The 24,329-nt window shown below is 51.2% G+C and carries 22 protein-coding genes and 2 riboswitches; of the genes, 10 read left to right on the top strand and 12 right to left on the bottom strand.

Going from position 1 to position 24,329, the window contains the following annotated elements; translation table 11 throughout:
• Positions 1-21 precede the first annotated feature (21 nt).
• The 8 genes from AC6R03_RS00560 to msrA all read right to left on the bottom strand — a co-directional run bounded on the left by AC6R03_RS00560 (position 22) and on the right by msrA (position 6,227).
• Positions 22-921, bottom strand: coding sequence for a TIGR03899 family protein (locus AC6R03_RS00560; protein ID WP_500630528.1), 900 nt, complete (start codon positions 919-921; stop codon positions 22-24).
• A gap of 315 nt (positions 922-1,236) precedes the next feature.
• Positions 1,237-1,740 carry a DUF3299 domain-containing protein gene (locus AC6R03_RS00555; protein ID WP_500631178.1) on the bottom strand — a complete coding sequence of 168 codons (504 nt, stop codon included), beginning with the start codon at positions 1,738-1,740 and terminating at the stop codon, positions 1,237-1,239.
• A gap of 2 nt (positions 1,741-1,742) precedes the next feature.
• Positions 1,743-3,002: an ABC transporter permease gene (locus AC6R03_RS00550; RefSeq protein ID WP_500631179.1), complete on the bottom strand. Its 1,260-nt coding sequence runs from the start codon at positions 3,000-3,002 to the stop codon at positions 1,743-1,745.
• Positions 2,999-3,706 (bottom strand): ABC transporter ATP-binding protein, encoded by a 708-nt coding sequence (locus tag AC6R03_RS00545; protein ID WP_500631180.1) that lies wholly within the window; start codon positions 3,704-3,706, stop codon positions 2,999-3,001. The genes AC6R03_RS00550 and AC6R03_RS00545 overlap by 4 nt, the downstream gene beginning before the upstream one ends.
• Positions 3,707-3,778: 72 nt before the next feature.
• Positions 3,779-4,519, bottom strand: coding sequence for a zinc uptake protein ZrgA (gene zrgA / locus AC6R03_RS00540; RefSeq protein ID WP_500631181.1), 741 nt, complete (start codon positions 4,517-4,519; stop codon positions 3,779-3,781).
• Between the two features lie 46 nt (positions 4,520-4,565).
• Positions 4,566-4,868 carry a DUF2607 family protein gene (locus AC6R03_RS00535; RefSeq protein WP_500631182.1) on the bottom strand — a complete coding sequence of 101 codons (303 nt, stop codon included), beginning with the start codon at positions 4,866-4,868 and terminating at the stop codon, positions 4,566-4,568.
• A gap of 76 nt (positions 4,869-4,944) precedes the next feature.
• Positions 4,945-5,496, bottom strand: coding sequence for a YtfJ family protein (locus tag AC6R03_RS00530; RefSeq protein WP_500631183.1), 552 nt, complete (start codon positions 5,494-5,496; stop codon positions 4,945-4,947).
• Positions 5,497-5,606: 110 nt separating this feature from the next.
• Entirely contained in the window at positions 5,607-6,227 is a 621-nt protein-coding gene (msrA, locus tag AC6R03_RS00525; RefSeq protein WP_500631184.1) for a peptide-methionine (S)-S-oxide reductase MsrA, read from the bottom strand.
• Between the two features lie 117 nt (positions 6,228-6,344).
• Here msrA and tamA point away from each other — a divergent pair, with 117 nt between their 5' ends.
• The 4 genes from tamA to AC6R03_RS00505 all read left to right on the top strand — a co-directional run bounded on the left by tamA (position 6,345) and on the right by AC6R03_RS00505 (position 12,659).
• On the top strand, positions 6,345-8,057 hold the full coding sequence (gene tamA, locus AC6R03_RS00520) for an autotransporter assembly complex protein TamA (RefSeq protein ID WP_500631185.1): 1,713 nt from the start codon (positions 6,345-6,347) through the stop codon (positions 8,055-8,057).
• The gene (gene tamB / locus AC6R03_RS00515; RefSeq protein ID WP_500631186.1) at positions 8,054-11,821 is read left to right on the top strand and encodes an autotransporter assembly complex protein TamB; all 3,768 of its coding nucleotides are present in this window, start codon (positions 8,054-8,056) and stop codon (positions 11,819-11,821) included. The genes tamA and tamB overlap by 4 nt, the downstream gene beginning before the upstream one ends.
• 66 nt (positions 11,822-11,887) lie before the next feature.
• Positions 11,888-12,235 carry a gamma-glutamylcyclotransferase family protein gene (locus tag AC6R03_RS00510; protein ID WP_500631187.1) on the top strand — a complete coding sequence of 116 codons (348 nt, stop codon included), beginning with the start codon at positions 11,888-11,890 and terminating at the stop codon, positions 12,233-12,235.
• A 43-nt stretch (positions 12,236-12,278) separates the two neighbouring features.
• On the top strand, positions 12,279-12,659 hold the full coding sequence (locus tag AC6R03_RS00505; RefSeq protein WP_500631188.1) for a DUF2799 domain-containing protein: 381 nt from the start codon (positions 12,279-12,281) through the stop codon (positions 12,657-12,659).
• A gap of 88 nt (positions 12,660-12,747) precedes the next feature.
• Here the strand turns inward: AC6R03_RS00505 and ppa are convergent, their stop codons facing one another.
• Together ppa and fbp are read right to left on the bottom strand one after the other, a co-directional pair.
• Positions 12,748-13,275, bottom strand: a complete 528-nt coding sequence (ppa, locus tag AC6R03_RS00500; RefSeq protein ID WP_500631189.1) for an inorganic diphosphatase — start codon at positions 13,273-13,275, stop codon at positions 12,748-12,750.
• A gap of 190 nt (positions 13,276-13,465) precedes the next feature.
• Entirely contained in the window at positions 13,466-14,479 is a 1,014-nt protein-coding gene (gene fbp / locus AC6R03_RS00495) for a class 1 fructose-bisphosphatase (RefSeq protein ID WP_334555012.1), read from the bottom strand.
• Between the two features lie 327 nt (positions 14,480-14,806).
• Between fbp and mpl the strand changes: the two genes are divergently transcribed.
• The 5 genes from mpl to thiQ all read left to right on the top strand — a co-directional run bounded on the left by mpl (position 14,807) and on the right by thiQ (position 20,364).
• The gene (gene mpl / locus AC6R03_RS00490) at positions 14,807-16,159 is read left to right on the top strand and encodes a UDP-N-acetylmuramate:L-alanyl-gamma-D-glutamyl-meso-diaminopimelate ligase (RefSeq protein ID WP_500631190.1); all 1,353 of its coding nucleotides are present in this window, start codon (positions 14,807-14,809) and stop codon (positions 16,157-16,159) included.
• A 15-nt stretch (positions 16,160-16,174) separates the two neighbouring features.
• Positions 16,175-16,798 carry a flavin prenyltransferase UbiX gene (locus AC6R03_RS00485; RefSeq protein WP_500631191.1) on the top strand — a complete coding sequence of 208 codons (624 nt, stop codon included), beginning with the start codon at positions 16,175-16,177 and terminating at the stop codon, positions 16,796-16,798.
• A 63-nt stretch (positions 16,799-16,861) separates the two neighbouring features.
• Positions 16,862-16,975, top strand: a riboswitch (TPP riboswitch).
• A gap of 76 nt (positions 16,976-17,051) precedes the next feature.
• Complete coding sequence (gene thiB, locus AC6R03_RS00480; RefSeq protein ID WP_500631240.1) at positions 17,052-18,029, top strand: thiamine ABC transporter substrate binding subunit; 978 nt, start codon at positions 17,052-17,054, stop codon at positions 18,027-18,029.
• Positions 18,030-18,077: 48 nt separating this feature from the next.
• Positions 18,078-19,664, top strand: coding sequence for a thiamine/thiamine pyrophosphate ABC transporter permease ThiP (thiP, locus tag AC6R03_RS00475; RefSeq protein ID WP_500631241.1), 1,587 nt, complete (start codon positions 18,078-18,080; stop codon positions 19,662-19,664).
• Positions 19,648-20,364, top strand: coding sequence for a thiamine ABC transporter ATP-binding protein (thiQ, locus tag AC6R03_RS00470; RefSeq protein WP_500625655.1), 717 nt, complete (start codon positions 19,648-19,650; stop codon positions 20,362-20,364). Before thiP ends, thiQ begins: the two co-directional genes overlap by 17 nt.
• Positions 20,365-20,453: 89 nt before the next feature.
• On the opposite strand, the gene yjgA is transcribed toward thiQ, so the two are convergent.
• The gene (gene yjgA, locus AC6R03_RS00465; protein WP_334555017.1) at positions 20,454-20,984 is read right to left on the bottom strand and encodes a ribosome biogenesis factor YjgA; all 531 of its coding nucleotides are present in this window, start codon (positions 20,982-20,984) and stop codon (positions 20,454-20,456) included.
• Between the two features lie 107 nt (positions 20,985-21,091).
• Here yjgA and pmbA point away from each other — a divergent pair, with 107 nt between their 5' ends.
• Positions 21,092-22,435, top strand: a complete 1,344-nt coding sequence (gene pmbA, locus AC6R03_RS00460) for a metalloprotease PmbA (protein WP_500631192.1) — start codon at positions 21,092-21,094, stop codon at positions 22,433-22,435.
• A 78-nt stretch (positions 22,436-22,513) separates the two neighbouring features.
• Here pmbA and lysC read toward each other — a convergent pair whose 3' ends face one another.
• The gene (gene lysC, locus AC6R03_RS00455) at positions 22,514-23,866 is read right to left on the bottom strand and encodes a lysine-sensitive aspartokinase 3 (RefSeq protein ID WP_500631193.1); all 1,353 of its coding nucleotides are present in this window, start codon (positions 23,864-23,866) and stop codon (positions 22,514-22,516) included.
• 86 nt (positions 23,867-23,952) lie between these two features.
• Positions 23,953-24,130, bottom strand: a riboswitch (Lysine riboswitch).
• Positions 24,131-24,329 lie beyond the last annotated feature (199 nt).

Genomic DNA, 24,329 nt, shown 5'->3' with positions numbered 1-24,329 from the left:
TTTGATTTTGTTTGTCGGCCACTACACCGTGTGGTGAATCGAGGAGTTTGACGCGTCGGTATTGGCGCTAAATTTCTGATTGAGGAGCGCCAACAGCTGATCGTAATACTGGGTATTGGGCTTATTCCCTAGCAGTTTGCACAGCTCGTTGCCGGTAGGGCTAAAACGGTAGTAGAGCAGTCTCACGCCTTTGCTGTGCGCTTGCAACAAGAGTTGTTTGCCTTGGTAGGTCAACGCCAGTGGTGAGTCGAGCTCAATCTCGCCCGATTCGAGCTCTGCTGAGTGCATTAGCCCCAGTTCAAACAATACCAATAAACTCGAATAGGGGAGTTGGAAGTTGCCGACATTGATGTTGTTGGTGGTATTTCGCTTGCCAAAACTAAAAATGCCCCCTTGGGCGCGGTAACCGATCAAGAGCTTGCGGCTGTTGTCTCCGCCAAAACTGCACGCCAGTGAGGATGCGCGTTGTAAGATCTGCGCCTCTTTGGGCGTCATATCTTGCAGCACTTTTAGGGCTTTCATCGACGTGGAGCCAGGGTTGGTGACTTCACGCTTCAGCACCTGAGCCCACAAACGTTGCATAGCGCTGTTGTGCACCTCTTGCGCCATATCGAAGAATCGATACAACCAATCTTGGTCAGGATCGCCTGCGGTTTCGTTCTTACATGAGGTGTGAGCAAGCTTTAGGATCTGCTCAAGGTTTTTCTGTCTGAGCTCTTTGCGTTTACGCTCGCGCAACAAAGCGCGTTCGAGTGCCGTTTTTTCCGGTGTTTGCGCTTGCAGCATGGCATCCAACCCATATTGCTGGGCGATGGTGAGGATACGGCTGGCGCTGTCTTTGACGTAGCTGGACTTTTTTTCTTGCTTATCGGTGTGGGTAGCGTCGTGCTCAATCACAACCGGCTTATTTGGCTCAGACATGATGATATTCCTTAGCAGTCATATCGTTATTAAATCATATTGCACAGCGATGCCGGATGCTACCCGCCATAGAGTGTGATGCTTATCCGAATAAGATTATAAAAATATCACTATCACGAATGATAATAAGTTGTTAAAATTGTTGCTATTGTTTTGGAGGGCTTTATGAAGTTTTCAAGTGATGAAAAACTGAAAAAGCACCTGCTAATCGCCTTTTTACTCCTGACTTATCTCGGGATCCTAGCGTATCTCTCTCGATATCTGACCTAAGCTGGGCGTTTAACAGGTTGCTTTATTGTTAATGGATTCGAGGGGTTACTGATCGTCGTACTCAGTAATCGCGGTGCCTTCAATCAGGTAACCCGTTTCGGCCAACTCATGACTCATGGTTTCTGTCTTGAGCGTACCGACCACATAAATCACGTCCCACAGCTGTTGCACTGGTGCCCCTTGAGGGAACTTCACGTAAATGATCTGGTTTGGTGGCGGTGGCGGTACGTGAATACAGGCACCAAAGTAAGGTACAAGCAAGAATTCGGTGACCTTCTCTGCATCTCCTTCTAAAGGAATGACAAAGCCAGGGATTCGCACTGTGCTGCCGTTAAGATCTTGGCGCACGCCACCAATCTTTGATTGCTCCATCGTGCCACCTGAGTGGTCTACGTTCGGATCCGGCATGCCGAATGAGTCAAACTGGTTGCGTTCATTCTCTGGTACGAGATCGATCCACTCTAAGGTTAATGGCTCCGAGGCGTGGCTGAAAAAGCTGGTCATTACCATGCTTATTGCCAGCATAAATATAGAAACTATTTTGGTCATAATTACACTCTAATTGTCATTCCATCACTGAGAGATTGCCTGTAGGCGCGCAACGCGGGAATAAAGCCAATGACGGTTCCCGCCAGTTGAACAGCACCAAGTAGCATCAGTTCATACTGGGACAATATCTGCATTTGTAGGTTGATGCCATAGCTTTGTTGGATAATCGGCGCGGCAATGGCGAGCGCGAGATACAAGAAAGCGGTGCCGGTTAAGATGCCGATGAAGGTCAGCGTACTGGCTTCTAAAATCAGCAAACTAAAGACATGGCGCGGTCTTGCGCCCATCGCGCGGAGAATCGCCATCTCTCGGCGGCGCTCTTGTAGGCTGGTTAACAGGCTCGACAGCATCCCCAATAACCCGGCGACCACCACAAAGCCAGAGACGGCCATCAGCGCTTGCTCGGCGACTGACATCATGCTCCACAACTCATGCAGAGCGATCCCCGGCATGATCGCGCTGAGCGGCTCTTTCGGGTAGGTGTTGATGGCACGCTGCAAGCTGAAGGTCTGAATTTTAGACTTTAGCCCGATCAGCATCGCAGTGATTTGTTTCGGCTGGAAGTCCATGCTGGCCAACTGATCCGCGTCTGGGTTGTTGCCCATATTGGCGCCGCTTTCCCACCCCACATGAATGGCTTCAATCGCCTCTAGCGAGACATGCACCGTTTTGTCTACGGGTGTGCCGGTGGGCGCTAAAATACCGACGACAGTAAAAGGGGCATTCTCATGACGGTTAAACGCCACATCACTAATGCCATGCGCAATGATGATCTCTTCACCGACTTTATAGCCCAGTTCTTTGGCCACATCGGCGCCAATCACCGCTTCCAGTAAAGATTCAAACTCGCGCCCTTGCTTGATGACCAGCGGCTGCTTTTGTCCGTATCGATAGTGTTCAAAATAGCTGTGGTTGGTGCCCATCACGCGAAAACCTCGGTGCGAGTCACCTAGCGAGATAGGAATGGCCCAGTCGACCGCGCGATGTTGGCTAAATTCTTTGTAACTTTGCCAATCGATATTATTGGTCGCGTTGCCAATTCGAAACACGGAGTAGAGCAGCAGATTGACCTGCCCAGAGCGTCCACCAACAATCAAATCTGTGCCTGAAATGGTATTGGCAAAGCTGGATTTGGCTTGGGTTCGAATTCGCTCGACACCCAGTAGCAGCACGACGGAAATGGCCACGGTCAAAATGGTCAAGATGGCCGTCATTTTTCGGTTGCGTACACTTTTAAACGCAAGGCTGAGAGTCGGGGTCATACCTGGGCTCCTGCTTGATTGATCTGTTGTAAGTCGAGCGTGCGATCAAATTGCGCTTCTAAGGTCGGGTCATGACTCACAAACAGCAGGGTAGAGTTGGCTTGGTTGACTTGCTCAAGCAACAGTTCAATAAAAGCGCTGCGGTTGTTGTAATCGAGCGCAGAGGTCGGCTCATCGGCAATAATAATTTGTGGCTGACCGATCAAGGCTCTAGCGGCTGCGACGCGTTGCTGCTGACCAATACTCAGTTCCACCACAGGTTTATTGATCAGTGCCTGTGGCAGACGTAATTTATCCAATAGCTGTTTGGCGTTCTCTTGCAATGATGGGGTTACTTGGCTGCGTCTTAGCGCTGAAAACTGGCACGGCAGCATGACATTTTCCAATACGCTCAAATAGGGCAGCAAATTGAACTGCTGGAAGATGTAGCCTATTTGGTCGGCGCGAAAACGGTCACGAGCACTGCCTGAAAGGGCAGACAGCTCATGGCCAAGAACTCGAACTTGACCATTTGAGGTGCTATTGATGCCAGTGAGTAAGCCAAGCAGTGTTGATTTCCCGCAGCCACTTGGGCCTTTGATAAACAGATGTTCGCCGCGATTCACGGTTAACGACGGGATGACTAATGTTGGCTCACTGTTGCCAGGCCAGGTGTAACTTACTTGGTTTAACTCGACAACGGGATGCGCTTCTTTTGTCGCCATGAAGAGTCCTTGAGCTTGAAGGCGGCCCAACAGTTGGGCCGCGAATGAGGGTTAATGCTTAAACATCAACGATTAAAATGCAATACGAGTTTGACCTTGACCGAGTTTCAATGCGGCTTGCGTTTGATCGGTCAATAGGTTCACGCTGATCGCTTCCGTTGATGGGAAGTGGTTAAACCATTGCGTGTCGATGCTATTAAGCGCTTGAATGCTTTCACACTCATAGTGGTACTCGATGGTGAATTCACCGTGACCACCGTGCGACTCGTGATCGTGTGAGTCATGATCGTGCTTATCATGGTCATGGCTGTCGTGATCGTGTGAGTCATGATCGTGTTTATCGTGGTCATGGCTGTCGTGGTCGTGTGAGTCATGATCGTGCTTATCATGGTCATGGCTGTCGTGGTCGTGAGAGTCATGATCATGCTTATCGTGGTCATGGCTGTCGTGATCGTGTGAATCATGATCGTGGTCATCGTGCCCCTCTTCACCGAGTGTATGAGAGACAGAGCGATGCTCAAGGCGACAGTTGGCCTGTGAGGCCAGCGTGAAAATGGTGCTTGCATCGTTGAGTGTGGTGACGGCGCGGCTTAGTGTCTCTTTTTGCTCATCGGTGCTTGGTGCGTGTTCAAAACCGACGACATCGGCGCCGGGAGCGGTGATTTCGATCAATAGCTCTTTGCCATCTTGGGCAATGTTAAACTCCACTTGACCATGGACGTGGGCATCGTGCTGACGAAATGTCTCTTCGGCAAAGGTGGTGGTTGAGAAAGCAAGCGTCATACCCAGTGCGATTGGTGTGAATGTGTTCATGTTAATTCCTGTGATGATTCATTAAAGGTTTGCCCAACATCGGGCGTTAAAAGGTGCATGAACCTAAGGTGGGTGGCGAGCGAGCTAGGTACGCAAAGGTGCCGAGTTGACGAGAGTAACGAGGCAGCGCCGTCAATACCGAAAAGCGGCTGGGTAACAGGACAACGATAAGCAGCGCGGCCATGATGCCGTGATGCAAAGCGAGAAACAGCTCGCATTGATGATGGGTGTGGTGATCAGGGTGATGATCTAAGGCGTGTTCCACAGACGCGAAGCTGAGCCATAAGGTCAGCAAGATCGTGGTGAACACGATCAGAGTTCGGTGTGGCGTCGAGAAGAACAATCGCATTATCGGCACATCATCAAAAGCAAACAGGAGCTGTTATAATATAACAACTCCTGTCAGCCGAACAATCGAAACTGTATTACAGATTGTCACGCACAAGATTGAGTACCGTCTCAATCTCAGTCTCAGAGAGAGTGCCTTCTTTGACAAACAGTACTTGGCCTTGCTTGTCTTGCACTATGATCGCCGACGATTTCTCTGCCAGTGCCCATGCGTTGGCCACTGCCCCTTCTTCATCTAACACCATGGAAGACCAAGGAAAGGACAGCTTGCTGTCTTCAGCCGAGGATTTGACGAAAGAGCCCGTCCCCCAAATCGCATCATCTTGGTTAATGATTGAGGTCGTTTGATACTGATCCTCTGGAAATTTTGCCGCCGTAATGGCCGCCATCAGTGGGGCGTTCATCTCTTTGGCGCTGCTACGACCCGCGATCGCTTGGATCACTCTGACCTTGCCCACCAGGTCAGTCGATGACCAAGGGGCAAAGCGGGTTTGGTCACCATCAAGCAAAATTTCACCGTGACTGCTGACGTCCACCGCGGGTACGGCTTGGCCAACCGTCAGGTTGTGCGCAAAGGAGAGCGCTGGAGAGCAAGCCAGCATGAGAGCGAGTAGGGTTTTGTTTTTCATTATGTTCTTCCTTTTATGGTTGCGGAAAAAGTATATACCCTAAATAGACAAAGGGTAGGAATTGTCCTTATTCCTACCCTTGAAAATGTGAATGAGGCAAAATTCGCCGCTTAGATAAAGCAGACGCCCGTTCCACCTAGTCCACAATAGCCGTCTGGGTTTTTGGCTAAATATTGCTGGTGGTACTCCTCGGCGAGATAGTAGGTACCCGCGGGTAAAATGTCGGTGGTAATGGCGCCAAACTGATCGCCGAGCAACGCTTCGTAACGCGCTTTAGATGCAATGGCGGTTTGGTATTGTTCATCGCTAAATAGGTAGAGTGCCGAGCGATACTGAGTGCCGATATCATTGCCTTGACGCATGCCTTGAGTCGGGTCGTGACGCTCCCAGAATTTCTCCAATAAGGCGTCAAAGCTTAAGCGGCTAGGATCAAACACTACGCGTACCACTTCAGTGTGGCCAGTGTTGCCGGTACACACTTCATCGTAAGTGGGGTTGGGAGTAAAACCACCGGAGTAGCCGACCGAGGTGGTGATCACGCCATCAAGTTGCCAAAACAGGCGTTCGGCGCCCCAGAAACATCCCATGCCGATCAAGACTTCCTCGCAACCTTGTGGCGCTGGTGCGGTCATATTGGATTGATTGACGAAGTGAGTGGGGTTGATGACCATTGGTGTTTCTCGACCGGGTAGGGCAAGATTGGGGTCGATCATGGTCTGTTTGCCTGCCATTGAATTGTCCTTTGTCAGTTATTTGAAAATAGAGCCGCTCATCTGCTGTTTTCGTACAGACTTATGAATTCACTGGCGCTATTATTTTGGTCATTACGTTTGGGTACCTAATTAAGCATGATAAGAACCTCTTTACCAGCACTGTTAACGCTCTTTCTCTCTACAGGGGCACTCGCGCAAGAGGTCTCTTTGTCGATTCTTGGTTTGGACGGCGAGTTAGAAGATAACGTCGAGGCGTATTTATCCTCGATCCCCGAAAAGGAATACAGTACCGGTCTTCGTTTTCAAGCTCGTCTCGAGCGCACCATCACCGAAGCGTTGAATGCGCTTGGTTATTATCACCCAGAGTTTACGTTTCAAGTCGGAAAAGAGAGCACAGAGCTGAGCGTTACGGTGCAGCCCGGCGAGCCAATCTTGATTGAGAAAGTCGATGTCCAAATCGCCGGTGAAGCGGCCAATGATGCCGACTTCAGTGCCTTGATTGCCCAAAGCGGTTTGGTCGAAGGTGCTAGGCTCAATCACAGCCAATACGACGCGCTGAAATCTGGGATTCGCAATTTAGCGCTGCGCAAAGGCTACTTTGAAGGCGATTATCAAGTCAGCCGCCTAGAGATTGCACCTGAGTTGAATCAAGCCTTTATTCGCCTCTACTACGACAGCGGTATGCGCTATGCGTTTGGTCGAAATACCATTAGCGGCAGCCAAATCCGCGAGGACCGTGTGGTGTCCTTATCCCCCTATGAAGAGGGCGAGCCCTATTTGGTCTCCAAAGTGGGGGAATACAACCAAAATCTCTCCAATACTGATTGGTTTTCATCGGTGTTTGTCGAGCCTGATCTGAGTTACCTAGGTCAAACTCGTGAGCTGCCGATGAAAGTGTCACTCGCCCCACAAGCGCGCAATCAAATCGAGACGGGTATTGGCTACTCGACCGATGTGGGCGTGCGTGGCACGCTCAAATGGAAAAAGCCTTGGGTGAACGATAAGGGCCACAGCTTTGACAGCAGTTTCTCTTTGTCGATTCCAGAGCAGACCATCACCGCAGGCTATAAAATACCGCTGCAAGACGCGCTCAATGAGTACTACCGCATTCAGTATGGGATGAAAAACCTCGACCAGCGGGACACGCAAAGTCTCGAGTCCAACTTATCTGTTGAACGCCATTGGGTGCTTGACAGCGGCTGGCACCGAACCGTGTATGTTCGCTATTTGCTCGAAAGTTACGAGCAAGGCTTGCAAGACGATACCGGACACTTCCTTCTACCGGGTATCTCCTTCTCACGCAGTCGTGTTCGTGGCGGCACTATGCCGATGTGGGGGGACAGACAAAGCGTCACCATAGAGTATGGCGACCCGAGCGTGATTTCCGAAACGCGTGTGACGCGCATTATGGGCGGCACCACCTGGATTCGTGGCATTGGCCAGAACCATCGCGGTATTTTACGTGTTGATGGCGGGGCGAACATCGCCGAAGAGTTTGACAAGCTATCGCCGTCACTGCGTTTCTTTGCCGGTGGTGACAATAATCTGCGCGGCTACGGGTATGAGTCGGTCTCTCCGGTGGATGAAAGTGGCGCCCTGACCGGTGCCAAGTACATTGCTACCTCCACTTTAGAGTATCAATATCGCGTGCACGGCAACTGGTGGGGCGCGCTGTTTTTCGACTACGGTGATGCGTTTAATGACACACCCGATTTCAAACGAGGGACGGGTTTTGGAGTTCGCTGGGCGTCTCCGGTTGGGCCTGTGAGACTGGATTTTGCTTGGGGATTGGATGCGGATCCGGGTGATGAGTTCCGTGTCCACTTTACTCTGGGGCCTGATCTATGAAAAAGCGCATTCTCACTTGGACAAAATGGCTAACGGTACTGACGACAGGGCTACTTACTGCGCTGCTGGTGCTTGTCGGGGTCATCCTGTTTACCAATCCTGGGCTCAATGTCTTGGTTTGGGCGGCGAATGCGTTTGTGCCGCAGTTAACGATCGAAGGGCACAGTGGGGCTCTCTTTCCGCGCTTTAGTCTCCATCAAGTGCGTTATGTGGATGAGGATTTATCCCTTGATGTTGCCGCCAACAAACTCACTTTAGCGATCAATCCAAACTGTTTTACTGAACCGTCGGTCTGTATTGATGAGATAGCGATGGATGGATTGGACTTTCACATGCCGACGCTGCCGAGCAGTGATGAGTCTGCCTCCGCAGAGGAAGAGGGGGAGCCACTGACGGCGATCACCGCGCCTGTGCCCATTCAAATCAGCCGTATTGCGCTGTCCAATATCAATCTGGATATTTTGGGCAACCAGATCGCGTGGCAGCGTTTCTCGTCTGGAATAAGCTTCCAAGGCAACCGACTGGTGTTGAGCAAAACGCAGCTTGATGGTACTCGCGTGGCATTGGCGCCGAGTGATCCTCAAGCACCACAGGCTCAAAGCGCCGCGCCAGACAGTGACGCCTCCTCACCGATCGTCTTGTCGGACATTACCCTGCCGCTGCAAATCCAACTTTCTCGCTTAGACATCAACGACTTTAGGCTAGAGCAAGAGACACCGCTGGTGGTCAACCACCTAGGGCTTTCAGCGACCGCTCGTGGATCGCGGATACAGGTGGCAACGCTGGAGCTTGATATGCCACAAGGAGAAGCCAACTTACGCGCCGATGTCACCTTAAAAGGTGATTATCCGCTGAGTGCTTCACTTGACGCTATGGTGAAAGACCCGATTGCTAATGGCCAAGTTATTGCGCTTAACCTTGAAGGCAGTGTGCGTGACTTGGCATTGGACGCCGAGTTATCGGGTTTGGCACTGGGCCAAATTGAAGCGCATTTAGCGAGCTTAGATCCCGATTTACCGTTTGAGCTTCACCTGCGTGATGTTGATGCCAGCTGGCCGCTCAGCGGGGAGTCGGATTATCGTGTGGTGTTGCCAGAGTTTTCTGCCCAGGGCTCGTTGCAAGGTTTTCACCTCAATCTGCAAGGGGTGTTGAGCGGAGAAAGCATTCCAGAGCTCGACCTGGCGCTTAAAGGGCAGGGGGATATAGGTCAGATTGAATTGACTGATTTTCTGCTCAAAACGTTAGGCGGTGAAGTTGAAGGTTCACTGCGTGCGGGGTGGCAAGAGCAAGTGAGTTGGGGCGCTAACTTAGCCCTTAGCCATATCCAACCGGGTTTGCAGTGGCCTCAAGCGGAAGGTGACATCAGTGGCACGCTTGAAACCGCAGGCGGTCTGACGGCCCAAGGCGGTTGGCGTGTGGAACGCACCGACCTCAACATTGATGGTCTATTGCGTGGCTATCCGCTTAATATTGCTGGTGATATCGAGGCGTCGGACGCGGCAGGAGATGGCAATGTTCGCGCTAAAACGTCGGGCTTAGTGCTCTCTCATGGCCCTAACAAGATTGCCGCACAGGGCGAGTTGGATAAGCAGTGGGATATGTTACTGACATTGACCTTGCCACAACTTTCAAAAACAGTGCCTGATCTCAAAGGTCAGATTCTGGGGCAAGTGGCGCTGAGCGGAGCGATGACTGAGCCAACCTTAGGGCTAGACATCAACGCCAACCGATTAGCCTGGCAAACCTTATCGCATATTGGCAGCGCGAGCATCAAGGGCAAGGTGACCCCACTGCCTGTGCCGCAAGGCGCTCTACAATTGAACGTTAAGCAGGCGACGGTTCAAGGCGAGCAGATTGAGAGTGTCGCACTGACCTTTTCTGGCTCGCAACAGCAACATAAGCTCAGCTTAGATCTGCTATCTGAGTTGGTGACGAGCCATATCGACTTGCGTGGTGCATTGACGTTAGAGCCGCAGCTGAAGTGGCAGGGCGAACTAGAAGAGGTATCGTTCTCCACCCTGCAGGGCGAATGGATGCTGGCTGACACCACCGCACTGGGCTTTGACGCTGAGCGTAACCAAGTGATGGTTGCGGCGCACTGTTGGCTGCAGTCGGATTCCGCGTTGTGTTTGGATGAGGATATTCAAGTGGGGGAAAGCGGTGAAGCCGCGCTCTCTTTGTCGCAGTTTAATGTCAATCAACTGCATGCCTTTATCCCACCCACCACTCAGCTCAAAGCTGAAGTGAATGCTAATGTGTGGGCGAAATGGTCGCCAGAGACACCGCCTGAAGTAAAAGCCTCGGTGTCGATGCCTGCCGGTCAAGTGACGCAAAAGCTCGAAGAAAATGTCACCTTGGCGTGGCATGCGGTGACACTGGAGGCCGCGCTAGCAAATAACCGTTTGGATGCCGACTGGCTGATTGATGTGCGCGACAATGGCGACCTTTCTGGCCAAGTGAGTCTCCCTAACGTATTGGACGCCAACCCCAAGATCGACGCCAAGCTCGCGTTAACTCCGTTCCACATTGATTTTCTTGCGCCATTAATCGGCGATTTTAGTGAGCTAAAATCGACCATCAGTACCGATCTCGCCATCAGCGGTGCGGTAACGCAACCGAAAGTCGAGGGGCAACTGCTGATCGATAAGATGTCGCTGAAAGGGGAGCTCTCTCCGGTAGAAGTGGATTCAGGTCGAGTGAGCCTCGAACTCAACGGTTATGATGCGCTGCTCGCGGCAAAATTGACCACGCCAGATGGCGATTTGGAACTCTCCGGTGAAGCCGAGTGGCGTGAGCTAAGTAACTGGAACGCGCAACTGCGAGTGTACGCTGAAGAGCTGCTGGTCAATGTGCCGCCTATGGTGGCGCTGAAAGTGCAGCCGGATATGACGATATCGGCCTCGCCTAAATTGGCGCGCGTGGATGGAAGCATTCATCTGCCTTGGGGGCGTATTATCGTCGAAGAGCTACCGCCGAGTGCCATTGGCGTCTCAGACGATCAAGTGTTACTTGATAAAGATCTCCAACCTGTTGAGAACGCCACCGAAGTGCCGTTTAATCTCGAAACCAATATTAATATCAGCATTGGCGATGACTTCAAGCTAGTGGCGTTTGGGCTTGAAGGCGGACTGAAAGGTAACTTGAATGTGGCGCAAAAAGACAAAGGTCCGTTTGTCCAAGGTGAAATCAACATTGTCGATGGTTCGTATCGCTCCTTTGGTCAAGATTTGATCATCAGTGAAGGTAAGATTTTGATGAATGGGCCAGTGGATCAGCCCTATGTGCAGATCACCGCGATTCGAAATCCCGATAACACCCAAGACGACGTGACGGCCGGGGTCAAAGTGACTGGACCGGCCGATGAGCCATCGGTCACCATCTTCTCTGACCCCGCCATGCCGCAAGCGAATGCGCTATCCTATCTATTGCGTGGTCAAGACATTGATGGCGAAGCAGGCGGCAACGCGATGACCACCACACTCATTGGTTTGAGCCTAGCGAAAAGCGGCAAAGTGGTGGGCGAAATTGGCGAAGCCTTTGGCGTTCAGGATCTGCAGTTGGATACCGCGGGCTCGGGTGATGACTCTCAGGTCACGGTGAGTGGTTATATTCTCCCTGGCTTGCAGGTTAAATATGGGGTCGGCATTTTTGACTCGGTGGGCGAGTTTACGGTGCGTTACCGCTTAATGCAGGATCTTTATTTAGAGGCGGTCTCTGGTGTGAGTAGCGCTGTGGATCTGCTCTATCAATTTGAGTTTGATTAATAGTGACTCTAACACAGAGCCGACGTTGAGACACACTCAGACAGAGAAAGGAAATAGGGGCGGGCAATGCAACATCTATTGTTTGTTTATGGCACCTTGCGCAAAGGGGAGTCGAACCAAGATTTTTTAGCTGGCTCGCAGTGTTTGGGTCACTTTGATACACCGCCCTTTTATGCGCTGTATGATTTGGGGCCCTATCCGGCGGTGATTGAAGGACATGATTCGATCTCAGGTGAAGTCTATTTGATCGATGATGTCACGCTCGCACGTATAGATGAACTAGAAGATGTGCCGGTAGAGTATCGCAGAGAGCACATCGATACGCCGTTTGGTCAGGCTTGGATTTACCTCTACCAAGATGTCAGCCAATTGGATGTGTTGATTGCATCGGGCGATTGGTGCCAGCGCGTCTAGCGCCATTTTATGGTGAGAACAAGCGTTCAATAAGGAGAGTCCTATGTTAGCGCTGAAACGTACCATCACACCCGTCGGGGCGTTCGTCGCCCTGTTACTCACAGGCTGTACCACTGTCACTACGCCAACGTCTAACGTCGATCAAGATTGGTATCAGTTCGGTGTTGATCGCGGTGAAAACGGCTTACTGAACTTGTCGCAATCTAAGTTAGCCAAAGCGGATCAAGCTGGCCATTTGAACGACGACCGTTATGCCGCCTATTTGGCCGGATATGAGCAAGGTCGCGGCCAATATTGTCAGCAAAACGCCTACATGCTTGGTGTGAGGGGCAAACCCTATTATGGGGTGTGCGACCGTCTTGACCCCTTCTTCCAGCAAGACTATGTATCAGGGCGTAATTCCACGGCAGGTTCGGGTTTTTAATGGTTGAATACCGATAAAGAAAACGGCCAGAGTGTCACTGCTCTGGCCGTTTTCTGTTATTTAATGAGTCACGGTGGTTGGGTGAGGATTACTTACTCGCGCGCTCAAACGACTCCAGAATCTCTTGGCGCGCGGCAGCGACGTCTTCCCAGCCCTCCACTTTGACCCATTTGCCGCTTTCGAGCTCTTTGTAGCGCTCAAAAAAGTGGGTAATTTGCGCTTTGAGCAGATCAGGAATATCACCGACATCTTGGATGTGCTCGTACTCTTTGGAGATTTTACTGTGCGGCACGGCGAGCACTTTGGCATCTTCACCTGATTCATCGGTCATTTTCAATACACCGACAGGGCGACAGCGAATCACACTACCTGGCATCAAGGGATAAGGGGTCGGCACTAGGACATCAACCGGGTCACCATCTAAAGAGAGTGTGTGATTCACATAGCCATAGTTACATGGATAGAACATAGGCGCGGACATAAAGCGGTCCACAAATACCGCGCCAGAATCTTTGTCGACCTCGTACTTGATCGGATCGGCATTGGCCGGAATTTCGATGACGACATAAATGTCATCCGGGAGTGATTTCCCTGCAGGGACGTGATTAAGACTCATGGGCAAGCTTCCTTGTTATTGGTCGATATGTAGGCAAATACCTTACCGCTAAACTTGGTTTTTTGTAAATGACGGACGATGAGAGCTTGGTCAAGAAAACACCGATTGTGAAGCGCAGCGACTGGGGAAGCGATGGAAGTTCATAAAAAACAAGGCGCTCAGTGAGCGCCTTGAAGAGAATAGCTGAGCCTTATTGGTCTTTGTATTCTGCGAGGAAAGATTCGACTTTCTTGACCATGTTTTTTGAGCCAACAAAGAAAGGCACACGTTGGTGCAGCTCTGTGGGTTCAATATCCATGATGCGTTTCTCACCGTCTGAGGCAATACCGCCCGCCTGCTCAATAATGAACGCCATTGGGTTGCACTCATAAAGAAGACGCAGTTTGCCGTTCGGGTGGCTTTGCGTGCTTGGGTACAGGTAAATGCCTCCTTTCAGTAGGTTACGGTGGAAGTCCGACACCAAAGAGCCAATGTAGCGAGACGTGTACGGGCGACCGTCATTCGGTTCGTTTTCTTGGCAGAATTTGATGTACTTTTTCACGCCCATTGGGAAACGGAAGTAGTTACCTTCGTTAATTGAGTAGATCCGGCCATCTTCTGGCACCATCATATTCTCATGAGACAAGCAGAACGTACCGATCGATGGATCGTAGGTAAAGCCATTGACGCCATTGCCTGTGGTGTAGACAAGCATGGTTGATGAACCGTAAATCACATAACCGGCCGCGACTTGCTTGTTGCCTGGTTGAAGGAAGTCTTCTTCTGTCGGTGGGGTACCGATAGGAGAGACGCGGCGATAGATAGAGAAAATCGTTCCGACAGAGACGTTAACATCGATGTTAGAGGAGCCATCGAGTGGATCCATCAATACCACGTATTTGGCGTTTTTGTTCAGTTCTTTATTGAACGCGACCGCCTCATCTTCTTCTTCACTTGCTACGCCACACACTTGATCGCGTGCTTCAAGTGCTGCTTTGAACTTCTCGTTCGCGTAAACATCCAGTTTTTGTTGGGCTTCGCCCTGAATGTTCTCACTACCAACGGCACCGGTGATATCACCAAGGCCAGCCGCGTTTATTTCGCGGTTGACGATTTTAGCCGCAAGGCGAATCGACGACAGTAGGGATGATAGATCACCGCTAGCGTGGGGGAAGTCCGTCTGTTTTTCAACAATGAACTCGCCAAGGGTGCGCATTCCAGACATGTTTATTCCTTAAAATCGCATAAGTTTGGGGGGAGTTGGGCAACCTCTTGCCATTTTATTATTCGGGCGCAAGAGGGACGAAGCTATGCGTGAGCTTTTGTTTTTGCCTTGAGCAATTGTAAAACCATGATCTTATTATTGGTAACGAACTAACTGTCTGACCTCTCAATTTTTTTGGTAATTATTCAAATATTTTCACGGTTTTTCATCTTGAACAAACTTTGCTCGATTGTGCCAAGATTTCACATCCCAAGGACAAAGAGGTTCGCTTTTCAAGCCATTATCGCCATAATGAGCACTTCAAATTAGCCTTTTCAGGATCACTCTATGCATATTCATATCTTGGGAATTTGTGGCACCTTTATGGGAGGAGCGGCAATTTTAGCGCGTCAATTGGGGCACAAAGTCACCGGCAGTGACGCCAATGTGTACCCGCCCATGAGCACGCTACTTGAATCGCAAGGTATTGAAATTATAGAAGGGTTTGATCCTGCGCAGTTAAATCCGGCGCCCGATTTGGTGGTGATCGGTAATGCGATGAGCCGTGGTAACCCGTGTGTCGAGCATGTGCTTGATAGCAACCTGCGTTACACCTCCGGCCCGCAGTGGCTGCAAGAGTTTCTGCTGCATGACCGATGGGTACTGGCGGTCGCGGGAACGCACGGCAAAACCACCACATCCAGTATGCTCGCTTGGATTCTGGAAGATTGTGGTTATGAACCCGGTTTTCTCGTGGGCGGCGTGCTTGGCAACTTTGGTTTGTCGGCAAGGTTGGGCAACAGCCCGTTTTTCATAGTTGAAGCTGATGAATACGACAGCGCTTTTTTCGATAAGCGTTCTAAGTTCGTTCATTACCATCCACGTACCTTGGTCATGAATAACCTTGAGTTCGATCATGCAGACATCTTCGATGATCTGGAAGCGATTAAGCGCCAATTTCACCATCTAGTGAGAACCGTACCGGGCAATGGTCGGATGTTTACTCCTCAATCAGACCAGGCGCTGCAAGACGTTATTGCCCGTGGCTGCTGGAGCGAACAAGAGTACACAGGGTGCGAATCTGGCTGGCAAGCGCAAAAACAGGCCCAAGATGGCAGTGTCTTTGATGTCTTATTGGCGGGAGAAATAGTGGGTCGAGTGACGTGGAATTTAGTCGGCGATCACAACGTCAGCAATGCGTTGATGGCCATCGCGGCGGCGCGTCATGTGGGGGTCACTCCGGATCACGCTTGTGAGGCGTTAGGGCGCTTTATTAATACCAAACGCCGCTTGGAGTTAAAAGGGCAGGTCAATGACATCACTGTGTATGACGACTTTGCTCATCATCCAACGGCGATTGAACTGACATTGGGCGGCTTACGTAACAAGGTGGGTCAATCCCGAATCCTTGCGGTGTTGGAGCCGCGTAGTGCAACCATGAAACGCGGGGTGCACAAAGAAACGCTTGCGGCCTCATTGCAGGCGGCAGATGAAGTGTTCCTCTTTCAGCCTGAGTCAATTACTTGGTCGGTGAGTGAGATTGCCGAGCAGTGCGCGCAACCCGCTTATGTCTCTGACGACATCGACGACTTGGTGCGCAGCATCGCTAGGCATGCTCGCCCCGGCGATCAGATTCTTGTGATGAGTAACGGCGGGTTTGGCGGAATTCACGACAAACTGTTAGCGCAATTAGCCCAATAATAAGAGATACGCACAATGGCTGAAAAATCCATCACCCTCGCTTTTACCGGAGCCTCAGGCGCGCCTTATGGGCTGCGTTTGTTGCAGTGCTTATTGGCCGCGGATTATCAGGTTTACCTGCTGGTTTCATCGGCGGCGCGAGTGGTGTTGGCCACCGAACACGGATTAAAACTGCCTGCCAACCCAGACAGCGCCAAGCAAGCCTTGGTCGCCCATCTCAGCTGCGATCCGGCTAAATTAGTGGTGTGCGGCAAAGAGGACTGGTTCTCGCCCGTGGCCTCTGGCTCAGCGGCGCCCAAGCAGATGGTGGTTTGCCCTTGTTCGGCGGGCAGTGTGGCAGCGATTGCTCATGGTATGTCCGATAATTTGATTGAACGCGCCGCTGATGTGGTGATGAAAGAGTGTGGTCAATTGCTGCTGGTGGTTCGAGAAACGCCTTTCTCAACCTTGCACCTTGAGAACATGCACAAGCTCTCGCAGATGGGCGTCACTATTATGCCGGCCGCGCCCGGTTTTTATCACCAACCTAAATCGATAGACGATCTTATTGATTTTATGGTCGCGCGCATTTTGGATCACCTCGGCATCGAGCAATCCTTGGTGGCGCGCTGGGGCTATGATCAACGTAACGATTCGTGATTGTGTCTTGGTGGGCCGTCACGCAAGTATGGCTATTGTATGGCAGACCTATTACAATCAAGCCGAACCTCATCGGGGAGCTATTCATTCACTGAATGACGCTGAGATCGAGCTTTGCTCGGGACCCGTAGACCTGAACCAGATAATGCTGGCGTAGGAATTGAGCGAGGACATCAGACGTCTGTTTGTCCCTCAGACCTGCGTGGCTCAACAAGGAGAGCGAGCAGTGAAATCCACTTTTATCCCTTCATTTATGCCACTTTGTGCCGCCGCGGCACTGACGTCTTTTTCTGCAACCGCAGCCGATACGTTAACCGTTTATACCTATGACTCTTTCGCTGCCGATTGGGGCCCAGGCCCAGTGGTAAAAAAAGCGTTTGAAGCACAGTGCGACTGTACGTTGAATTTTGTAGCTTTGGATGATGGCGTCTCTATCCTCAATCGCTTGAGACTGGAAGGCGACAATAGCAAAGCCGATATTGTGTTGGGGTTAGACAACAACTTGATGGCAGAAGCGCAGCAAACCGGTTTGTTGGCTGAGCATAGCGTCGATACGTCATCCGTCACCTTGCCAGGCGGCTGGTCCAATACGACCTTTGTGCCGTACGACTACGGTTACTTCGCGTTTGTCTACAACAAAGAGACCTTGGCTGAGCCACCGACTAGCCTCAAAGCACTGGTGGAATCAAATGACGACTTAACAGTCATCTACCAAGACCCGCGTACCTCAACCCCGGGTCAAGGTTTGATGCTGTGGATGAAATCTGTCTATGGCGACGAAGCGCCGCAGGCGTGGAAAGCGTTGGCGAAAAAGACAGTGACGGTCACGAAAGGGTGGTCTGAAGCGTACTCGATGTTCTTAAAAGGCGAGTCTGATATGGTGCTCTCTTACACCACGTCACCTGCGTACCATCTGATTGCCGAAAATGAGGCTAAGTTCGCTGCAGCGAATTTCGCGGAAGGTCATTACACTCAAGTAGAAGTGGTGGCCAAAGTCAAAACGAGCGCCAACAGCGACTTGGCGGATGCCTTTATGCAGTTTATCCTCAGCGATGACTTTCAGTCGGCCATGCCAACAGGGAACTGGATGTACCCTGTCACTGACGTTGCGTTGCCAGAAGGGTATCAAAGCCTGACGAAGCCTAGCCAAGCCTTGAGTTTTAGCGCTGAAGAGGTGGCTACCCACCGCAAAGCGTGGATTCGTGAATGGCAAAACGCGTTGACCTTCTAAGGTTAGGCGTTCGTGCAATCTGTCCCTAAATTAGGCGTATGGGTCGCGATGTTGATCGCGGCCTTTGTCGTTTCTGCGCTGCTGGCCTTGCTCAATCAAGCGCCTTCCCTCGATCTGCGTGTCATTTGGCAAGACCCTTATTACCGCCACGTTACCCAATTTAGCTTCTATCAATCTTTCCTCTCAACGCTGCTCAGTGTCGGCTTGGCGATCCCCGTCGCCCATGCTTTGTCGCGGCGGCAGTTTATCGGGAAAGCCTTGGTACTTAAGCTGTTTGCGACCACTTTGGTGCTGCCTGTCTTGGTGGGGGTGTTTGGCTTGCTGGCGATTTATGGGCGCAGTGGTTGGTTGGCGACACAGCTTGCGCAGTGGGATCTTTCGCTACCATTTAATATTTACGGTTTGCACGGCATTTTGCTCGCGCACCTCTTTTTTAATCTTCCTTATGCGGCGCGTTTGCTGCTGCAATCACTAGAGTCGATTCCGGCGGAGCAACACAAACTGTGCGCCCACTTAGGCATGGGGCATTGGCAAAAGTTTAAGTGGGTCGAATGGCCGCGGATGAGGCAGCAATTAGCGCCCGTTTGCGGGTTGGTGTTTATGCTCTGCTTTACCAGCTTTGCCACTGTGATGGCATTGGGCGGCGGGCCCAAATCGACCACCATTGAGCTCGCGATTTACCAAGCGATCAAGTTTGATTTTGATTTGCAAGCGGGCGCGTTACTGGCAATTTGGCAAATGCTGCTATGTGGCTTAATGGCACTATCGATTCAACGTTTCGCTCGACCTATTGCTATTTCGATGGGCAGCGACGCACCAACTGCGTTGGTGGTGAAAGACAGTCTATTCTCTAAGTGCTGGGATGGCGCTTGGATAGGTTTTAGCTTGCTGTTAGTGTTGCCGCCTCTTGGGATGGTGCTGACCAGTGGCATGAATTCTCAGGCGTTGGGTGTGCTGAGCGATGGCCGATTTTGGTCCGCGCTCGGCGCGTCACTGAAAGTGGCGAGCATGGCGAGCGTTATCGCTGTCAGTGCGGGCACGGCGATTTTATTGTCGAGCCGAAGACTGCGCCTCAATCAACGTGAGAAAGACGCGGATAAGATAGAGCTGCTAGGGACCATCATTCTGGTGACCCCAGGATTAGTGATCTCGACCGGGCTCTTTTTGCTGCTCCGTTCGTGGACGGATGCGCTCAGCTACGCCTTGGTCGTTGTTGTTACGGTCAACGCGTTAATGGGGCTGCCTTATGTGATCAAAACCTTGGCTCAGCCGATGTTGCAACTCGAGCAGCAGTATCAGTACCTTTGTGCAACCCTTGGAATCCGCGGTTGGCGCCGTTTACGAGTGGTGGAATGGCGCGCATTAAAACGGCCGCTGGCGCACGCGTTTGCCATCAGCTTTATGTTTTCTATGGGCGATCTCAGTGCCATCGCGCTGTTTGGCAGCCAGGAGTTTCGTACGCTGCCGCTCTACCTGTTCCAACTGCTCGGCAGTTACCAAATGGACGCGGCGGCAGTCGTATCGGTCACTTTACTGCTTTTGAGTGTGGGCTGTTTTGCGCTGATGGAGCGCCTGTTTCGCCCTCGCTCTGCTTCTACCCCCACCAATAGGAGTCACTATGCTCACTCTCAGTGACCTGCATTACGATTATCATGCCGAGTCATTTCAGTTTGATCTGCACGTTGAGGCAGGGCAAATCGTCGCGCTTATGGGACCCAGTGGCGCAGGGAAGTCGACCTTGCTCGCCTTGATGGCGGGTTTTATTGAACCATTAAGCGGTGAAATTTTAGCGCAAGGGCAAACACTCAACGGGCTGGCGCCTTATCAGCGCCCGTTTGCGATGTTGTTTCAAGAGCACAACTTGTTTGCTCACCTTACCGTGTCGGAAAACATAGGCCTTGGATTGGACCCCGGCTTGAAGTTGTCTGCAACGCAGAAACAGGCGGTAGTGCAAGCGGCACAGCAGGTGGGGGTGGCGGAGTATTTGTCTCGATTGCCGCATGAGCTCTCTGGTGGCCAGCGTCAACGGGTTGCGTTAGCGCGCTGCTTTGTACAGTCTGCGCCGATATGGCTGCTAGACGAGCCCTTTTCAGCGCTCGATCCTTTGCTCAGGTTAGAGATGCTATCACTGGTCAAACAGTTGGCGAGTGAGCGTGATATTACGGTAGTAATGGTGACGCACCACTTAGGTGATGCCAAAGCGATCGCCACGCATTTTGCGTTTGTATCACAAGGTCATGTCGCAGCGACTGGGCCGATTTCAGAGCTAGCGGCGACCCACTCGGACCCTAGCCTCGGCGCATTTGTTCAGGCGGCCACCACGGCGCACAACTGAGCGCAATAACAATGGGCTAGAAAGCAGAGATAAAAAAAAGCGGATAAGTGTGCACTTATCCGCTTCAATCATCACTGAGTAAGAGCGTGTTATTGTGGCTCTTCACTGCTCAATGCTTTGAGGATCTGGAAAATCTCTCGATACGCTTTAGCTGGCTTGTTGGCTTGCTTTTCTTTGTTCGCCTGACGAGCAAGCTGACGTAAACGCTGACGGTCCGCATCCGGATACAGCGTCAATACCTCTTCAATGGCGCTGTCGCCCTCTTCCACCACACGGTCACGCAATTGCTCTAATTTGTGCAGCAGCGCCGTGGTTTGAGAGTGCTTGTTACGGACTTTATCCAGCGCCGCTTGAATTGGCTCTGGGTCTTCGTGACGCATCAATTTTCCGATAAACTGCAACTGACGACGGCGCGCTTCGTTTTTAAAACGTTGCGCATCGCGAATCGCATCGGCCAAGTCTTCGCTGAGTGGAAATTTTTCCAACACAGAGGGCTTGAGGTTAACGAGCTCTTCACCCAGTTTCTGCAGCTCTTCCATGTCACGCTTCAACTCGGATTTACTTACCCAGATGATCTCTTCTTCTGGTTCCCATGGCGCTTTTTGATTTTTGCGAGCCATTTTCATACCTTCATTTGAACGTCTATTTCTCTATTTTAACAAGAATCATGGGGAGAAAGCGAAATTCTTGTTATCCTAGCGACAAAGCAACGACTGATGAAGAGAATATGGACGTAAAAAAGCAAGTGGCACAGCAGCGTATCGAGCTTGAAGCTGCCGTCGCGAAAGCGTTAGAGATGGCGGGTGAAAAAGCGGATGCCGCGGAAGTTGCCATCAGTAAAACCACAGGTTTAAGCGTATCGACTCGCATGTGTGAGGTCGAAAATGTGGAGTTCAACAGTGACGGTGCACTCGGTATTACCGTCTATAGCAATCAGCGTAAAGGCAGCGCCTCAACGTCAGACTTAAGCGAAAAAGCGATTCAACAAACGGTATTGGCGGCACTCGATATCGCTCAATACACATCAGAAGATCCGTACGCAGGCCCAGCACCGGCTGAACTGATGGTCAAAGATATTCCCAACTTGGATCTGTTTCACCCCGATACGCCTGACCCTGACTACGCGGCAAAAATGGCGATTGAAGCGGAGCAAGAAGCGCTCAGCTACAGCGATAAGATCAAGCAAAGTGATGGCGCCAGCTACGATAGCCACTATGGCGTCAAAGTGTACGGCAACAGCCACGGCTTACTGGCGAGTTATGCCTCAAGTCGCCATAGCATCAGTTGCTGTGTGATTGGTCAAGGCCAAAACGGTGAAATGGAACGTGACTACAGCTACACAGTGGCGCGTAACAAAGACGACCTGTGGACGCCGAAATCCGTGGGCCTGAGCGCAGCGGAGAAAACCGTCAGTCGTTTAGACGCGCAGAAGCTCAAGACCGGTCAGTACCCGATCATGTTTGCGGCGGATGTCGCAACGGGTCTACTCGGTCACCTTGTGATGGCGATCAGTGGTGGCAACTTGTACCGCAAATCCTCGTTTCTTCTTGATCATCTTGGTCAGCAAATTCTACCTAGCTGGTTCCAAGTCGACGAGCGTCCCCATGTATTGCGTGGTCTAGCGTCAAGCCCGTTTGATAGCGAAGGCGTTGCTACGCAAGATAGACAAATTATCACTGACGGCGTGTTATCCACTTACCTATTGACCAGCTATGCGGCGCGTAAAATGTCGATGACGCCAACCGGTCATGCGGGTGGCATCCACAACTGGTACGTGCAATCCACAGGGCAAGATTTTGAGCAAATGCTTAAGGCGCTGGACACCGGCTTTTTGGTTACAGAAGTGATGGGGCAGGGTGTGAATATCGTGACGGGCGATTACTCGCGCGGCGCAGCCGGTTTTTGGGTTGAGAATGGTCAAATCCAATTCCCCGTCTCTGAGGTGACCATCGCAGGCAATCTCAAGCAGATGTTCAACCAAATAGTGGCTGTCGGCAGTGATGTGGAAACCCGTTCGCAGATTCAAACCGGTTCTATCTTGCTTGAGTCAATGAAAGTGGCGGGCGAATAAGCCTCACTATTTGACTTAGCGATGCTTCAGCGACGAAACACGAGAGTGCTTCGTCGCTGATGTGTATTTATAGTGCTGTTAGCGCTCAAACAGCTCGACATGCAACTTCTGAATCGCTTGTTTGGCTTCTGATTCACGCAGTAAGAAACAGAGGTTGTGCTGGCTAGCGCCGTAACAAATCATTCGTAAGTTAAAGTCTTCAAGTGTACCAAATACTTGTTTTGCATAACCTTTGCTCTCGCTCATGTTGTTACCAATCAAGGCGACGACGGAGAGGTTGTGTTCCACTTTCACACTGCACAGCTCTTCAAGCTCTTCACGCGCAGCTTGAGGTAACGATGGCGCACCGCCAGAGGTACCTGTTTGATCAAGCGTTAATGAGACACTGATTTCAGAGGTGGTGATCAAATCGACCGAGACCTTATGCTTGGCCAAGATCTCAAACACTTTGGCTAGAAAGCCGTAAGCATGGAACATTTTCGCGCTGCGCAGCGTCACCATGGTTTGGTTGTTACGTAGGGCTAGGGCGCGAAACAGCGGTGAGCTTTCCACTTGATGACGAATCCAAGTACCGCCTTGCTCTGGCGCTTTAGAGGAACCGACAAACACCGGAATATCATGGCGCAGAGCAGGGACTAGGGTCGAAGGGTGCAGGATCTTGGCGCCAAAATTCGCCATCTCTGACGCTTCGCTGAAGCTAATTTCTGCAATCGGTGCCGCATTCGGGGCAATACGCGGGTCTGTGGTGTAGATTCCCGGTACATCAGTCCAAATTTCTAAGCCAGAGGCTTGCACTGCCTCGGCAATCAAAGCCGCACTGTAATCACTGCCACCACGGCCAAGGGTAGTGGTGTTGCCTTCTTCATCGGAACCAATAAAGCCCTGTGTCACCACAACGTGCTCGCGGCACAGTGGCAGCAAGGTGTCACTGGCAAGCTCTCGAATGGCGGCAAGATCCGGTTCTGCGCGGCCAAAGTGGCTGTCAGTGCGCAGTACATCACGAATATCAAAGCGTACCGCGTTGATGCCGCGCTCAATCATTAGTTGGGTTAAAATGTGGGTCGACATCAGTTCACCACACGCAACAAGGTGATCAGTCAACTTATTGCTGGCTTGAATCGAGGCCGCTTCCGCAAGACTGGTGACCGTATCAAGCAGACTGTACACTTCACTCGCCGCATGGGTTGGATCATTGAGTTGATTAAGAATCGCATCATGAATCTCAGCGAGCTGAGTCAGAATATCGCTGCGTTGCTGCTGATCTTGTACGCCGTTCGCCAGCGCGACCAATAGATTTGTTACCCCTGAACAGGCACTGCTGACCACCAGTTTTGTCTCTGGATTGTTCTCAACGACCGCCGCACAACGGCTCATCGCTTCAAAGTTTGCAACACTTGTCCCACCAAATTTAGCAACGTTAAAATTGCTCACGGCATTTCTCCCACAACTTCCTGAATATTGAGTCTTTCCTTTGCGTGAGGTGAGGATGAGCGAGAGTAGAGGTAGGTATGGAGTACGACCTCAGAAGCTCATCACCAGACAGCGCTGATGACAGTTGATGGGACTCAACCCAAGTCAACCGACAGACTTAAACCACAATATAAGCCTACCTCGGCACTACTCCCCCTCAGAATGTTGTTTTGGAATTGTGGCTCCACAACATGCCTACCTGGGTAGTGCTCCTCTTCTGCAAAAAGCATAATTGTTTGTACAACAGGGTGACGAATTGTCTTGCCACCGCTTTCGCATTGAACGTGTTTATCCTCTTAATGTCAATGCGAAATTTACGGGTTAAAGACGATAGGTTCGGTTTGTGAGACTGGTATGACCTGTCGACTTTTTGCGCATTGCTGCGCTGGATGAATTCGATTATGGTGAAGAGATAACAACAAGA

The sequence above is a fragment of the Vibrio sp. R10-SG-ISO4 genome (assembly GCF_059834135.1).
This window is presented reverse-complemented; position numbering and strand designations above follow the sequence as displayed.